General features: G+C 60.6%; 13 protein-coding genes. 11 read left to right on the forward strand and 2 right to left on the reverse strand.

All coding sequences use genetic code 11. The features are described from left to right. From BT204_RS15025 to BT204_RS15035, 3 genes are all read left to right on the forward strand, one after another. A partial coding sequence (locus BT204_RS15025; protein WP_072447288.1) for an ATP-binding cassette domain-containing protein occupies positions 1–1,250 on the forward strand: 1,250 nt, incomplete at its 5' end. Positions 1,251–1,272: 22 nt separating this feature from the next. Next, a complete protein-coding gene (gene araH, locus BT204_RS15030) occupies positions 1,273–2,238 on the forward strand; it encodes an L-arabinose ABC transporter permease AraH (RefSeq protein WP_014719542.1) in 966 nt (321 codons plus the stop codon). A gap of 220 nt (positions 2,239–2,458) precedes the next feature. Further along, positions 2,459–3,262: an IclR family transcriptional regulator gene (locus tag BT204_RS15035; protein ID WP_034126746.1), complete on the forward strand. Its 804-nt coding sequence runs from the start codon at positions 2,459–2,461 to the stop codon at positions 3,260–3,262. On the opposite strand, the gene BT204_RS15040 is transcribed toward BT204_RS15035, so the two are convergent. Further along, positions 3,263–4,315 (reverse strand): NAD(P)-dependent alcohol dehydrogenase, encoded by a 1,053-nt coding sequence (locus BT204_RS15040; RefSeq protein WP_054897943.1) that lies wholly within the window; start codon positions 4,313–4,315, stop codon positions 3,263–3,265. A 180-nt stretch (positions 4,316–4,495) separates the two neighbouring features. Here BT204_RS15040 and BT204_RS15045 point away from each other — a divergent pair, with 180 nt between their 5' ends. Next, positions 4,496–5,389, forward strand: a complete 894-nt coding sequence (locus BT204_RS15045) for an AraC family transcriptional regulator (RefSeq protein WP_054922615.1) — start codon at positions 4,496–4,498, stop codon at positions 5,387–5,389. A gap of 345 nt (positions 5,390–5,734) precedes the next feature. Here BT204_RS15045 and BT204_RS15050 read toward each other — a convergent pair whose 3' ends face one another. After that, positions 5,735–7,399 (reverse strand): electron transfer flavoprotein-ubiquinone oxidoreductase, encoded by a 1,665-nt coding sequence (locus BT204_RS15050; RefSeq protein ID WP_072447290.1) that lies wholly within the window; start codon positions 7,397–7,399, stop codon positions 5,735–5,737. Between the two features lie 516 nt (positions 7,400–7,915). Here BT204_RS15050 and BT204_RS15055 point away from each other — a divergent pair. The 7 genes from BT204_RS15055 to BT204_RS15085 all read left to right on the forward strand — a co-directional run bounded on the left by BT204_RS15055 (position 7,916) and on the right by BT204_RS15085 (position 14,044). Then, complete coding sequence (locus BT204_RS15055; protein ID WP_014719538.1) at positions 7,916–8,665, forward strand: electron transfer flavoprotein subunit beta/FixA family protein; 750 nt, start codon at positions 7,916–7,918, stop codon at positions 8,663–8,665. Positions 8,666–8,667: 2 nt separating this feature from the next. Then, positions 8,668–9,597 (forward strand): electron transfer flavoprotein subunit alpha/FixB family protein, encoded by a 930-nt coding sequence (locus BT204_RS15060; RefSeq protein WP_034120769.1) that lies wholly within the window; start codon positions 8,668–8,670, stop codon positions 9,595–9,597. 156 nt (positions 9,598–9,753) lie between these two features. Then, the gene (locus BT204_RS15065; RefSeq protein ID WP_072447292.1) at positions 9,754–10,569 is read left to right on the forward strand and encodes a substrate-binding periplasmic protein; all 816 of its coding nucleotides are present in this window, start codon (positions 9,754–9,756) and stop codon (positions 10,567–10,569) included. Positions 10,570–10,578: 9 nt separating this feature from the next. Then, positions 10,579–10,941 carry a DUF4398 domain-containing protein gene (locus tag BT204_RS15070; protein ID WP_003193475.1) on the forward strand — a complete coding sequence of 121 codons (363 nt, stop codon included), beginning with the start codon at positions 10,579–10,581 and terminating at the stop codon, positions 10,939–10,941. Continuing rightward, positions 10,938–11,750 carry an OmpA family protein gene (locus BT204_RS15075; protein ID WP_072447294.1) on the forward strand — a complete coding sequence of 271 codons (813 nt, stop codon included), beginning with the start codon at positions 10,938–10,940 and terminating at the stop codon, positions 11,748–11,750. The genes BT204_RS15070 and BT204_RS15075 overlap by 4 nt, the downstream gene beginning before the upstream one ends. 269 nt (positions 11,751–12,019) lie before the next feature. After that, the gene (locus tag BT204_RS15080) at positions 12,020–13,459 is read left to right on the forward strand and encodes an aminotransferase-like domain-containing protein (protein ID WP_003193472.1); all 1,440 of its coding nucleotides are present in this window, start codon (positions 12,020–12,022) and stop codon (positions 13,457–13,459) included. A 93-nt stretch (positions 13,460–13,552) separates the two neighbouring features. Then, positions 13,553–14,044: a hypothetical protein gene (locus tag BT204_RS15085; RefSeq protein ID WP_034126752.1), complete on the forward strand. Its 492-nt coding sequence runs from the start codon at positions 13,553–13,555 to the stop codon at positions 14,042–14,044. Positions 14,045–14,094: the final 50 nt, after the last annotated feature.

Genomic DNA, 14,094 nt, shown 5'->3' on the forward strand with positions numbered 1-14,094 from the left:
TGATTCACCAGGAGCTACATCTGGTGCCGGAAATGAGCGTGGCCGAGAACCTGTTCCTCGGGCATTTGCCCACGCGCTTTGGCGTGGTCAACCGGAGCCTGCTGCGCAAGCAGGCCCTGGCCTGCCTCAAGGGCCTGGCCGATGAAATCGACCCCGACGAGAAACTCGGGCGCCTGTCCCTGGGCCAGCGCCAATTGGTGGAAATCGCCAAGGCGCTGTCCCGTGGCGCCCATGTGATCGCCTTTGACGAGCCGACCAGTAGCCTCTCGGCGCGGGAAATCGACCGCTTGATGGCCATCATCACGCGCCTGCGCGAGGAGGGCAAAGTAGTGCTCTACGTGTCGCACCGTATGGAAGAAGTGTTCCGTATCTGCGACGCAGTGACGGTCTTCAAGGACGGTCGCTACGTGCGTACGTTCGAGGACATGAACACGCTGACCCACGATCAGCTGGTGACCTGCATGGTCGGTCGCGATATCCAGGATATTTACGATTACCGACCGCGTGAGCAGGGCGAAGTGGCGCTCAAGGTAGACGGCTTGCTCGGTCCTGGCCTGCGTGAACCGATCAGCTTTGACGTGCGCAAGGGCGAGATCCTGGGCCTGTTCGGGCTGGTGGGCGCGGGGCGTACCGAGCTGTTTCGCCTGCTCAGTGGGTTGGAGCGCGCCAGTGCCGGCAGCCTGGAACTGTGCGGGCAAGCGCTGCAACTGCGCTCACCCCGGGACGCCATCTCCGCCGGGGTATTGCTGTGTCCCGAGGATCGCAAGAAAGAGGGCATCATCCCGCTGGGCAGCGTCGCTGAGAACATCAACATCAGCGCCCGTGGCGCCCATTCCACCTTTGGCTGGCTGTTGCGCGAAGGCTGGGAGAAAGGTAACGCCGACCGACAGATCCAGGCGATGCGGGTCAAAACGCCGAACGCGGCGCAGAAGATCCTGTACCTGTCCGGTGGCAACCAACAGAAAGCCATCCTTGGCCGCTGGTTGTCGATGCCGATGAAGGTCCTGCTACTGGACGAACCCACCCGGGGTATCGACATCGGCGCCAAGTCGGAGATCTACCAAATCATCCATAACCTGGCGGCCAGCGGCATAGCGGTGATCGTGGTGTCCAGTGACCTGATGGAAGTGATGGGCATCTCCGACCGCATCCTGGTGATGAGTGAAGGCGCCCTGACCGGTGAGTTGCCCCGCGCCCAAGCGGATGAAGCGCGCCTGCTGCAACTGGCGCTGCCACAGTCGCGGGCTTGAACAAGAATAAGAGGGTTTGGCTATGTCTGAGGTAAAAACTGCAAAGGGTTTCTGGCCGGGTTTCAATCAGCGCAAATTCCTCGATGACTGGGTGATGCTGCTGGCGGCACTGGGCATTTTTGTGCTCAGCGCGGTGTTCATCGATAACTTCCTCTCGCCGCTGAACATGCGCGGTCTGGGCCTGGCGATTTCGACCGTCGGTATTGCTGCGTGCACCATGTTGTTCTGCCTGGCCTCAGGGCACTTCGACTTGTCGGTAGGCTCGGTGATCGCCTGCGCCGGGGTGGTGGCGGGCATCGTGATGCGCGACACCGACAGCGTGGCACTCGGCGTGTCGGCAGCCTTGGCCATGGGCTTGGTGGTAGGGCTGATCAACGGCATTGTGATTGCCAAGCTGCGCATCAACGCGTTGATTGCCACCCTGGCGACCATGCAGATCGTGCGCGGCCTGGCCTATATCTTCTCCAACGGCAAGGCGGTGGGGGTGATGAACGAAGGGTTCTTCGTGTTCGGCAACGGCCAGTTGCTGGGCGTGCCGGTGCCGATCATCATCACCGTCCTGTGCTTTGTGTTCTTTGGCTGGCTGCTCAATTACACCACCTATGGGCGCAACACCATGGCCATTGGCGGCAACCAGGAAGCGGCGTTGCTCGCCGGGGTCAATGTCGATCGCACCAAGATCATCATCTTTGCCGTGCACGGTTTGATCGGCGCCTTGGCCGGGGTGATCCTCGCGTCACGCATGACCTCGGGCCAGCCGATGATTGGCCAGGGTTTCGAGCTGACGGTGATTTCGGCGTGCGTGCTGGGCGGGGTGTCGTTGAGCGGCGGTATCGGCATGATCCGCCATGTGATTGCCGGGGTGTTGATTCTGGCGATCATCGAGAATGCGATGAACCTGAAGAACATCGATACCTTTTACCAATATGTGATTCGTGGCTCGATCCTGTTGCTGGCGGTGATAATCGACCGCATGAAACAACGCTAATGGTCGGCCTGTGAAGATCAAACTGTGGGAGCTGGCTTGCTGTGGCGAGCAAGCTTGCTTGCGCTGGGGTGCGAAGCGCCCCCAAAAGCCGGCTCCAGCTGCGCTGTCGAACGGGAGCAAGCTCCCTCGCCACAGCAAGCCAGCTCCCACTTTGGATCTCCTGTGTTCAGGAGGGCGGTATTTGCCATAATGCCCCCGCTTTCATACTTATAGGCCCGATATGCAGGAAAACGCCCACACCCCCGTCAAAGACGCCGCCCCCACCGGCACCCAGACCCTGTTGCGCGGCCTGGGCGTGGTGCAAGCGGTGGCGGCTGGTGCTCGGGATCTCAAGGAGATCGCCCGGCGCATCGGCACCACGCGCAGCACAACGCACCGCCTGGCCAGTTGCCTGGTGGACGAGCGTTACCTGCGCGTGGTGCCCCAGGTCGGTTATCTGCTGGGGCCCAAGCTGATCGAGTTGGGGTTCCAGGCCCGTGAAGAGTTGCCCTTGGTGAACCTGGCGGTGCCCTACCTGGATGAGTTGTCGGCGCTGACCGGCGATACCATTCACCTGGCGATTCGTGAGTACGACGAGGTGCTTTACCTGCACAAGAACCCCGGCCGCAATGGGCCGGAAATGCGCTCGCGGGTCGGCCATCGCATGCCGCTGGCGCGCACCGGTATCGGCAAGGCGTTGATGCTGGATGATTCGCCGCAGGAGTGGCAGCGCTTGTATGAGGCGAGCTTGCCGGCGGTGGGCAAGAGCCTGCAATGGCCGCAGCACCCGGAGCAATCCTGGGCGCAGTTCGAACAGCGCATGCATGAGTATGTCGAGGGTGGCTACGCGTTTGACCTCGAAGACAACGAGCCTTCGATCCGCTGCGTGGCCGCACCGGTGCGCGATGCCAGCGGGCGCATTGTCGCCGGCATCAGCATTGCCAGTACGGTGCCCTACATGCCGCTGGAGAAAATGGCCGAACTGATCCCTGTGATCAAACAGGTCGCAGCCCGGCTGTCAGCGGAGTTGGGCGCCAAGGCCTGATCAGGCTTTCAGGCTCGCCATGTCGATGACAAAGCGGTACTTCACATCACCGGCAATCATGCGCGCATAAGCTTCGTTGATCTGGCGAATGTCGAGCATCTCGATGTCGCAGGTAATGCCATGCTCGGCGCAGAAATCCAGGACTTCCTGGGTTTCGGCAATGCCGCCGATCAGCGAGCCGGCCAAGACTTTACGACCCAGCACCAGCTTGGCAGCGTTGACGGGTGGGTCCACCGGCTCGATCAGGCCGACCAGGATATGCACGCCGTCAAAGCGCAGCACATCGAGGTAGGGGTTCAGGTCGTGCTGCACCGGGATGGTGTCCAGCAGGAAATCGAAGTGCCCGGCAGCAGCTTTCATTTGCTCGGCATCAGTGGACACGATCACATGGTCGGCGCCCTGGCGACGGCCTTCCTCGGCCTTGCTGGCCGAGCGCGTGAACAACGTGACTTCGGCGCCCATGGCTTTGGCGAATTTGATGCCCATGTGGCCCAGGCCACCCATGCCGAGGATCCCGACTTTATCTCCTGCTTTCACGCCGTAGTGCTTGAGGGGCGAGTAGGTGGTAATGCCTGCGCACAGGATCGGCGCAGCGCTGGCCAGGTCGAGTTTGGCCGGGATCTTCACCACAAAGTGTTCACTGACCACGATGCTGTCGGAGTAGCCGCCCATGGTGTTGCTGCCATCCACGCGGTCCGGCGTGGCGTAGGTCATGGTCGGGCCTTCGAGGCAGTATTGCTCAAGGTCTGATTGGCAGGCTTCGCAGTGACGGCACGAGTCGACCATGCAGCCTACGCCCACCAGGTCACCGACTTTATGCGCAGTGACGTTGGCGCCGACGGCGGTGACCTTGCCGACAATCTCGTGGCCCGGCATCAGCGGGTACACGGCGATGCCCCATTCGTTGCGCGCCTGGTGGATATCGGAGTGGCACACGCCGCAGTAGAGGATCTCGATGGCCACGTCATCGACGCGCGGGCTGCGGCGTTCAAATGACATCGGGGCGAGGGGCGTGGTGGCCGACTGGGCGGCGTAACCGATGGCGGTGTACATAGTAAACCTCACAAAAGCTTGGACTGCAGAGGCGGCAAATTCTGCGCGCCGGCCCCTGGCGCGAACATGGCAATTGCTCCGAGTCTCATGCCTATTCGTCCGGCAGTGCCAGAGCTTTGGATATATTGGCCGCCAGACCTGCGATGATGGTGTCATCCCCTATTCGCGAAGTTTTTTGCCATGCTGTTGACCCGCCATTTGGACGCCAATGCCACGCTGGTTGCCTTGATCGAAGGGCTCACGCCCCGCGACGGTTTTTCCCCGACTCACCTGCCCGGCGTGCAGGTGCTGCGCGCCAGTTGCGATGTGGCGCGTGGGCCGCAGATCTATGAGCCAAGCCTGATGTTCGTGGCCCAGGGCAGCAAGGTCGCCTACCTCGGCCCGCGCACGTTGGAGTATGGCGCCGGGCATTACCTGATCCAGGCGATGCCGGTGCCGTTCGAATGCGAGACCTTTGCCATGGCCCCCGAGGCGCCGTTGTATGGCGTGACGGTGGGCATCGATCGGGTGGTGTTGGGCGAGTTGGTGATTGCCATGGGCATGCAAGCCGGGCCGCCGCCGACCGCGCAGACCTTGGAGTCGATGAGTTCGGTGGTGCTGGACGATACGATGCGCGGCTGCGTCGAGCGGTTGTTGCAGTGCCTGCACGATCCGCTGGAAAGCCGGATCATGGGGCCTGCGCGGGTGCGCGAATTGTTGTTCACCGCCTTGCGTGGGCCTCAGGCCGATGTGCTGCGTGCGCTGGTGGAACAACAGGGGCAGTTTTCGCGCATCGCCACCTCATTGAATCACCTGCATGCCCATTACGCCGAGCCGCTGAATATCGAGACGTTGGCCGGGTATGCGCACATGAGTGCGTCGACCTTTCATGAGCATTTCAAACGCTGCACCTTGTTATCGCCGGTGCAGTACCTCAAGCGCCTGCGGCTATTGAAGGCCCAGCAGTTGCTGCTGGTGGAAGGCATGAGCGTGGCGCAGGCGGCGCACAAGGTGGGGTACCAGAGCACGTCGCAGTTCAGTCGGGAGTACAAGCGCTATTTCCTGCGCAACCCGGGGGAAGAGCGGGCCGCCTGACACCACGAGGTTATTGTGGGAGCTGGCTTGCCTGCGATAACGGTGGGTCAGCTATACATTTGGCACCTGAAGACCGCCATCGCAGGCAAGCCAGCTCCCACATATTGATCGATGTCGCCCACAAAAAAGGCTCCCATTTCGGGTAATGCCAGTCAGTTAAGAGCTAGAGCAGACAACCAGTGACTTGTGGCGAGGGAGCTTGCTCCCGCTGGACTGCGTAGCAGTCCCATTTTTGGGGCCGCTTCGCGCCCCAGCGGGAGCAAGCCCCCTCGCCACAGTTACCGATTCTGTCTTAACTGACTGGCATTACCCATTTCGGGAGCCTTTTCTGGTTAAGCGAACGACTTACATATTCGGGTAAGTCGGCCCGCCCGCGCCTTCCGGCGTCACCCAGGTGATGTTCTGCGAAGGGTCCTTGATGTCACAGGTCTTGCAGTGCACGCAGTTCTGGGCGTTGATCTGGAAGCGTTTCTCGCCGTCTTCCTTGGTCACCACTTCATACACGCCAGCCGGGCAGTAGCGCTGCGCCGGTTCATCGTAGAGCGGCAGGTTGGTGCCGATCGGGATGCTTGGGTCTTTGAGCTTCAAGTGGCACGGCTGCTCTTCTTCATGGTTGGTGCCGGAGATGAACACCGAGCTCAGTTTGTCGAAGCTTAGCTTGCCGTCGGGTTTGGGGTAGTCGATCTTCTGGCTGTCTTTGGCCAGCTTCAGGCAGGCGTAGTCCGGTTTGGTGTCGTGCAGGGTGAAAGGAATCTTGCCGCCGAAAATGTTCTGGTCGAGCCAGTTGAAACCGCCGCCGATGATTGCGCCGAACTTGTGCACGGCCGGGCCGAAATTACGGCTGGCGAACAGTTCTTCATACAGCCAGCTGGCTTTGAAGCTGTCGACATATGTGGTCAGCTCATCACCGCCCTCGGATTCGGCAAACAGGCGGTCGGCCACGGCGTCGGCGGCGAGCATGCCGGACTTCATCGCGGTGTGACTGCCTTTGATCTTGGCGAAGTTCAGGGTGCCCAGATCGCAACCGATCAGCGCGCCGCCCTTGAAGACCATTTTCGGCAGCGAATTCAGGCCACCTTTGCAGATCGCGCGGGCGCCGTAGCTGACCCGCTTGCCGCCTTCCAGGTACTGGGCCAGCACCGGGTGGTGCTTGAGGCGCTGGAATTCATCGAACGGCGACAGGAAGGTATTGCTGTAGGACAGGTCGACGATCAGCCCGACCACCACCTGGTTGTTTTCCAGGTGATAGAGGAACGAGCCACCGGTGTTTTCTGCGCTCATGATGTCCAGCGGCCAACCGGCGGTGTGCACCACCAGGCCCGGCTGGTGCTTGGCTGGGTCGATTTCCCAGATTTCCTTCAGGCCAATGCCGTAGTGCTGGGCGTCGGCGTCGCTGTCCAGGTTGAAGCGCTGGATCAGTTGCTTGCCGATGTGGCCACGGCAACCTTCGGCGAACAGCGTGTACTTGCCACGCAGCTCCATGCCCGGGGTGTACAGGCCGTCTTTTGGCTTGCCTTCACGGTCGACGCCGAGGTCGCCGGTGATGATGCCGCGTACCACGCCGTTCTCGTCGAACAGCGCTTCCTGGGCGGCGAAGCCTGGGTAGATTTCCACGCCGAGGTTCTCGGCCTGCTGGGCCAGCCAGCGGCACAGGTTGCCCAGGGAAATGATGTAGTTGCCTTCGTTGTGCATGGTCTTGGGCACAAAGAAGTCGGGCACCTTGGTGGAGGCTTTCGGGCTGCGCAGTACATAGATGTCATCGCGCACCACGGGCGTGTTGAGCGGGGCGCCGAGTGCTTTCCAGTCCGGGAACAGCTCGTTCAGGGCACGTGGTTCAAACACGGCACCGGAGAGGATATGGGCGCCGACTTCGGAGCCTTTCTCGACCACGCAGACGCTGATTTCCTTACCGGCTTCGGCGGCCTTCTGCTTCAGTCGGCAGGCGGCAGACAGGCCAGCCGGGCCAGCGCCGACGATGACCACGTCGAATTCCATGTATTCGCGTTCCACAGGCTATCTCCTACTCAAGGCTCAACAGGCTTTTTTTTCTAATGGGTGGAGGTTCGGTGTGGTTCTGCGCGAAGGCAGCACCCACCTGTCTCTCTAGGTGGCGCATTATATATAGACCACTGACAGCGTCCAATACAAACGTTTGTTTGAATTGCCTGCAGCCTAGATAAATCAAAGCAACGGGGCTTATGACTGACCATTTTGCCGTATTGACCAGAATAGGCGTTCCGGTCAAGATACGGTCGGTTTTGCGCTTCCCGTAGGCAGACTGCAGGTTTCAAGAGCACGTCCAAAGACAGGCTGAAGGCAATGAAGGTGATGCGCACCCAAACGTTGGAGCGCAGTTTACACGCCGCGATAAAGAATGACCTCTCAGTCACCACTGACGAACGGTCGTCATTTCCCGTGTGCAAGGCCACTGCCGAGGTCTTTGGAGGTGCCCTTGTGTGCCGATGAGCATCAACCGCCAGGTTCGCCTAGGCGACTTTCTTTTCACCGGAGAGTAACGAGGAATCCATGAAGGTTCTTGTAGCTGTCAAACGCGTTGTCGATTACAACGTGAAAGTTCGCGTCAAGGCGGACAATTCCGGCGTCGACCTTGCTAACGTCAAGATGTCGATGAACCCTTTCTGCGAAATCGCTGTGGAAGAAGCCGTACGCCTGAAAGAGAAAGGCGTGGCGACGGAAATCGTCGTGGTGTCCATCGGGCCGACCACTGCCCAAGAGCAGTTGCGTACCGCTTTGGCCCTGGGCGCCGACCGCGCCATTCTGGTGGAGTCCGCTGAAGAGCTGACCTCCCTGGCCGTTGCCAAGCTGCTCAAGGCCGTTGTCGACAAGGAACAGCCACAATTGGTGATCCTGGGCAAACAAGCCATCGACAGCGACAACAACCAGACTGGCCAGATGTTGGCTGCACTGACCGGTTACGGCCAGGGCACCTTCGCTTCGAAAGTCGAAGTGAGCGGCGACAGCGTTGCGGTCACCCGTGAAATCGACGGCGGCGCGCAGACGGTTTCCCTGAAACTGCCGGCCATCGTCACCACCGACCTGCGTTTGAACGAGCCGCGTTATGCGTCCCTGCCAAACATCATGAAAGCCAAGAAGAAGCCTCTGGAGACGCTGACTCCGGACGCGTTGGGCGTTTCCACCGCCTCTACCAACAAGACCGTCAAAGTCGAAGCGCCGGCTGCACGCAGCGCGGGCATCAAGGTCAAGTCGGTGGCTGAACTGGTCGAGAAACTGAAAAACGAAGCGAAGGTGATCTGATCATGACTATCCTCGTAATCGCCGAACACGATAACAAGGTGCTGGCCCCGGCCACCCTGAACACCGTGGCTGCTGCCGCCAAAATCGGTGGTGACATCCACGTCCTGGTAGCAGGGCAGGGCGCCGGCGCTGTGGCTGAAGCCGCTGCGAAAATCGCGGGCGTGAGCAAAGTCCTGAACGCTGACAATGCCGCTTACGCGCATCAGTTGCCGGAAAACGTTGCACCGCTGGTCGCCGAGCTTGGCGCTGGCTACAGCCACATCCTGGCCGCCGCTACCTCCAACGGCAAAAACATCCTGCCACGCGTTGCCGCGCAGCTGGATGTTGACCAGATCTCCGAGATCATCTCGGTAGAAAGCGCCGACACCTTCAAGCGCCCGATCTACGCCGGTAACGCCATCGCTACCGTGCAGTCCAACGCCTCGGTCAAGGTCATCACCGTACGCGCCACCGGTTTCGACCCGGTTGCCGCCGAAGGTGGCTCGGCTGCCGTTGAAGCCGTCTCCGCTGCCCACGACGCTGGCACTTCCAGCTTCGTCGGTGAAGAGCTGGCCAAGTCGGATCGTCCTGAACTGACTGCTGCCAAGATCGTCGTTTCCGGCGGGCGTGGCATGCAGAACGGTGACAACTTCAAACACCTGTACGCCCTGGCCGACAAGCTGGGCGCTGCGGTCGGCGCTTCCCGCGCAGCCGTTGACGCAGGTTTCGTACCCAACGACATGCAGGTCGGCCAGACCGGCAAGATCGTTGCGCCACAGCTGTACATCGCCGTCGGTATCTCCGGCGCGATCCAGCACTTGGCCGGTATGAAAGACTCCAAAGTGATCGTTGCGATCAACAAGGACGAAGAAGCGCCGATCTTCCAGGTCGCCGATTATGGCCTAGTGGCGGACTTGTTCGAAGCGGTACCTGAGTTGGAGAAGCTGGTCTAATCCAGCCGCTTCACTTATAAAGAGCCCGGTCTTATGACCGGGCTTTTTTATTCCCTGTAGGAGCTCGCTCGCGAAAAAACCACAGGCGCCGCATTTATTCAGAACGCACGCGTTATCGTTGACGTTTTTCGCGAGCACTTTAGGAAGGAACATGCCATGGCGCTGCGCCCCTGGACTGTACTGTTGGGCCTTACGCTGCTGCCGAGCCTGACGCTCGCCGCCGGCAAGTGCGAGCGCCTGGTGATCACCGGCAGCCCGGACGCACCGCCTTTACTCTGGCGCGACCCCCAGGACCCTACGCACCTGATCGGCGCGACCGCTGACGTGCTGCAACAAGTGGGCAAGGAGCTCGGGCTGAAAATCGACCTGCTCTACGGCGGCAAACGCTTCCTGGCCCTTGATGAAGCACGCAGCGGGCGCATGGACATTCTCGCCGACGCACCGCTGAACCTGGGTGAGCTGGACCACTTCGACTACATCCATCCGGCGCTGATGCAGACCGACTACCTGGTATGGACGCGCAAGGATTCAGCCGTGGTCTATTCCACCGCCGCCGATTTGCACGGCCACAAAGGCGCAGTCTCGGAACGTGCGCGTTTGAGCGCGGAGTTCGAAACCTTCGCCAGCCAGCAACTCAACCTGCAACGCCTGCCCAATTTGACGCCGGCTTTTCAGAAACTGTTGCTCGGTGAGGTGGACTACGTGCTGGCTGGGCGCTATTCCGGCATGGCCATGGCCCAGACCCTGGGCATGAGTAATGACCTGGTGGCCCATGAGGTGCCTGTCGATCAGCCTGGCCTGTACCTGGCGATTTCCCACAACTCGGCCTGCAATGATCCTTGGCTTCGCGGACAGCTGACGAAAAAGATGACAGAATTGCCCGCCTCCGGTGCCGCTCAAGCCGCGCTGCAGCGCAATCTGGAGCGTTGGAAAGCACAACTGCAACAACCTGTCGGCACCCCAACAAAGTAGGGATTTACAGTGATTTTTCGAGCTCTTTTCGCGGCCCTTGCCGTTGTCGCGCTGGCGGGATGCGCAACCGATCCTGCGCCGATCGAACAAATGCGCCTGACCCAGCAAGCCTTGGAACAAGCCACCGCGGTCGGGGCCAACACCGATGAATCCCCCGAACTGAAGCTGGCCGAAGAAAAATTCGCCCGGGCCAAGGGCAACATGGCCGACCAATCCTACAAGCGAGCGCGGATGCGCGCCGAGCAGGCTGAGCTGGACGCACGCCTGGCCGAAGCCAAAGTGCTGACCGGCAAGAGCCAGGAACAATTGAACGTGCTCAATACCCGTATCACTCGCCTGCGTAAGCAGCTGCAGTTGGGAGAAGCACAATGAGCCCGATGATCCGTGGCCTGAGCTGTGTACTGCTGCTGGGCAGCGTGGCCCTGGGCGGCTGTGCGAGCCAACCCACGAGTGAGCAGGCGTTGCAGCAGGCCGGCGATGACTTTCAAAAGGTCAAGGAAGACGCCAACGTGCTGCGCTTCGCGCCCAAGGACGTGATCCGCGCCGGAGAGTCCCTGGCCCGCGCCGATCGCCTGTCCAGCTACTGGGGCAGCGGCTCCGATGTGGTGCATTACGCCTACCTGAGCCAGCGGTACAGCGCCATCGCCCGAGAGCACACCCAGCAGGGCCTGAATGCCGAGCGCGGCACCCAACTGGAGTTGGAACGTCAGCGCCTGCAACTGGCCTTGCGCGAAAACAAGCTGGCCAGCGTGCAACAGCAGGGCAGGTGGGTTGAAGCGCAAATCGCCAGCCTCACCACCCAGACCGACCGTGGCCTGGTGATGACCCTGGGCGACGTACTGTTCGACACCGGCGAAGCGGAGCTGCAGAACTCGGCCAACCGCACGGTGCTCAAGATCGTGCAATTCCTGCAACTGAACCCCAAGCGTCGGGTGCGCATCGAGGGCTACACCGACAACACCGGTGGCGAGCAGGAAAACCTGAAACTGTCCCGCGACCGGGCTCAATCGGTGGCCGACCTGTTGATGGACCTGGGCATCGATGACAAGCGCATCGAAGTCGAGGGCTACGGCGACCAATACCCGGTGGAAGCCAATGCCTCCGAGCGTGGTCGTGCACAAAACCGTCGGGTGGAAATTGTTTTCTCTGACGAGAAGGGCCAATTGGGCGCTGCGCGCTAACAGCTGACGCAGCTCCAAATTGTGGGAGCGGGCTTGCTCGCGAATGCGGTGGCTCAGTACAGGATGTGCTGACTGACACACCGCCTTCGCAAGCAAGCCCGCTCCCACATTTCGTTTCGGCGATGCCCACCCCAGCTCCCCCGGCAGTTTTTACTGTCACTCCTGCCCACGCTCGACTATTGTGGCAACTGTCCCCGTACACTTCTAAACTGTGCCGGTATGTATGTTTCACACAAAAATAAAATGCCCGTGAAATCGAGTGCTGCGTCATGACCAATCTGTTGCTTTACCAACGTATTGCCCAGCAACTGGCTGAGGACATCCGCCGCGGTGTTTACCAACCGGGGGAGCGCGTGCCGTCGGTGCGCAAGATGAGTTCCCAGCTCAATGTGAGCCATGCCACGGTGCTGCAGGCCTACGCCAACCTGGAAGACCAGGGGCTGATCCGGGCGCGGCCGCAGTCGGGCTACTACGTGCACCAGACGCCAGCACTCACGGCGCCTACGCCTGATATCGCACGGGTCGAGCGCCCAGGGTTGGTCACCCGTAGCAGTATCATCCAGCAGGTGCTGGTCGAGTCGCGCCGTGAAGGGGTTTTTCCCCTGGGGGCGGCGGTGCCGAGTGTCGACTACCTGCCGGTGCGGGCATTGCATCAGCAATTGGCCAAGGTCACGCGTTTCCAGAGCCCACGGGCGTTCAGCTACATGTTCAGCCCTGGCTTTGAACCCCTGCGGCGCCAGGTGGCGATCCGCATGCGCGATGCCGGGGTGGTAGTGGACCCTTCCGAAGTGGTGATTACCCACGGCTGTGTCGATGCCTTGCAAATGTCGTTGCGCGTGCTGACGCGCCCTGGCGACCTGATCGCGGCTGAATCACCGACCTATTACGGCTTGCTGCAATTGGCTGATTTGCTGGGCCTCAAGGTGATCGAGATCCCCAGTGACCCTGCCACGGGCATGAGCCTGGAAGCCCTGCAACTGGCCGCCAACCAATGGTCGATCAAGGCGCTGGTGCTGACCACGCGCTTGAGTAACCCGCTGGGCGGCACCATGCCAGAGGAGCGGCAGAAACAGTTGCTGCGCCTGGCGTCGGACTTTGATATCCAGATCGTCGAAGATGATATTTACGGCGAGTTGATGTTCGAACTCGGCCGCACCAAAGCTCTCAAGGCCTACGACCGCCTCGACCGGGTGATCTATTGCTCAAGCTTTTCCAAGACCTTGTCGCCGGGCGTACGCATTGGCTGGATGATTGCCGGTAAATACCAGCAGGAAATCCAGCGCCTGCAGATGTTCAGCACGCATTCGGCATGCAGCGTCACCCAGATGGGCGTCGCGGCCTATCTGGAAAACGGTGGCTACGACCGTCATTTGCGCTACATCCGCCAGGAATACCGCAAGAACCTCAGCGCCTTCCAATTGGCGGTGCAGCAGTATTTCCCCGAGGGCACCCAGATGACCCGCCCGACCGGCGGCTTTATCCTGTGGGTCAGTTTGCCGGGGCGGGTCAATACTCAGGAACTGCATGTGCGTGCCCTGCAACAAGGCATCAGCATTGCGCCAGGGCTGATTTTCAGTAATACCGAACAGTTCAACCACTGTATTCGCCTCAATTGCGGCACGCCGTGGAACCGCGAGGCGGAGAGGGCGTTGATGACCCTGGGAATGCTTGCCAGCCAGCTGTGCCAAGAGGCCGCAGCGGGTTTTTGAGGCGAGCAAAGGGGACAAGACTGATCTGTGCCCTTGTCATGCCGCGCACAACAAGCGAGCATATGGCCTTCTGCCGTTAATGCTGTTGGCGATATGACTTCTATTTTTCGCGTTACGTTGATGCTTGGTCTGCTGAGCCTGTGCAATGCCGGTAGCGTGCTGGCTGCAGCACCGGTGGCTGAAGGCAAGCCTGTTGTCGGTGCCGAGCAAAAGACCTCAGCCAAGCAGCCAACGCCTGCGAAAAAATCCCCTGCCGCGCAAAAAAAAGCCGCTTCGACCAAAAAGCGTGCACCCGTGGCGAGCAAGTCCAAGTCGGCCCATGAGGTCGCCCAGACCAAACTGCCACCGGCACAGTTGGACCTGTCCCTGCCTTCGGACATGGTCAGGCACTTGCAACCCATTGGCACCATGCCCAAGCCCAAGAGCGTGCCTCTGTTGCCGCCGATGTTTGGTGAAAAGCCCACCGACAACAGTGCGTTCCAGATCAACGGCCGCTTGCTCAGCAATGAGATGAAGCTGCAACTGCGTAACGAAGAGCGCCGTGATGTTGAAGGCGCTGCGCTGGATTTCGAATTCAAGCAATAAACTTTCGGGCCACAGGTGACCCAGGTTGCCGACCATCTGTCGCAGACTGG

It is taken from the genome of Pseudomonas sp. NFPP02, assembly GCF_900119355.1.
GTDB lineage: Bacteria > Pseudomonadota > Gammaproteobacteria > Pseudomonadales > Pseudomonadaceae > Aquipseudomonas > Aquipseudomonas paracarnis.

What these genes read in the sequence shown, in the direction of transcription:
- araH (WP_014719542.1), top strand. Translation starts at nt 1,273, where the DNA reads ATGTCTGAGGTAAAAACTGCAAAGGGTTTCTGGCCGGGTTTCAATCAG.
- BT204_RS15035 (WP_034126746.1), top strand. Translation starts at nt 2,459, where the DNA reads ATGCAGGAAAACGCCCACACCCCCGTCAAAGACGCCGCCCCCACCGGC.
- BT204_RS15040 (WP_054897943.1), bottom strand. Translation starts at nt 4,315, where the DNA reads ATGTACACCGCCATCGGTTACGCCGCCCAGTCGGCCACCACGCCCCTC.
- BT204_RS15045 (WP_054922615.1), top strand. Translation starts at nt 4,496, where the DNA reads ATGCTGTTGACCCGCCATTTGGACGCCAATGCCACGCTGGTTGCCTTG.
- BT204_RS15055 (WP_014719538.1), top strand. Translation starts at nt 7,916, where the DNA reads ATGAAGGTTCTTGTAGCTGTCAAACGCGTTGTCGATTACAACGTGAAA.
- BT204_RS15060 (WP_034120769.1), top strand. Translation starts at nt 8,668, where the DNA reads ATGACTATCCTCGTAATCGCCGAACACGATAACAAGGTGCTGGCCCCG.
- BT204_RS15065 (WP_072447292.1), top strand. Translation starts at nt 9,754, where the DNA reads ATGGCGCTGCGCCCCTGGACTGTACTGTTGGGCCTTACGCTGCTGCCG.
- BT204_RS15075 (WP_072447294.1), top strand. Translation starts at nt 10,938, where the DNA reads ATGAGCCCGATGATCCGTGGCCTGAGCTGTGTACTGCTGCTGGGCAGC.
- BT204_RS15080 (WP_003193472.1), top strand. Translation starts at nt 12,020, where the DNA reads ATGACCAATCTGTTGCTTTACCAACGTATTGCCCAGCAACTGGCTGAG.
- BT204_RS15085 (WP_034126752.1), top strand. Translation starts at nt 13,553, where the DNA reads ATGACTTCTATTTTTCGCGTTACGTTGATGCTTGGTCTGCTGAGCCTG.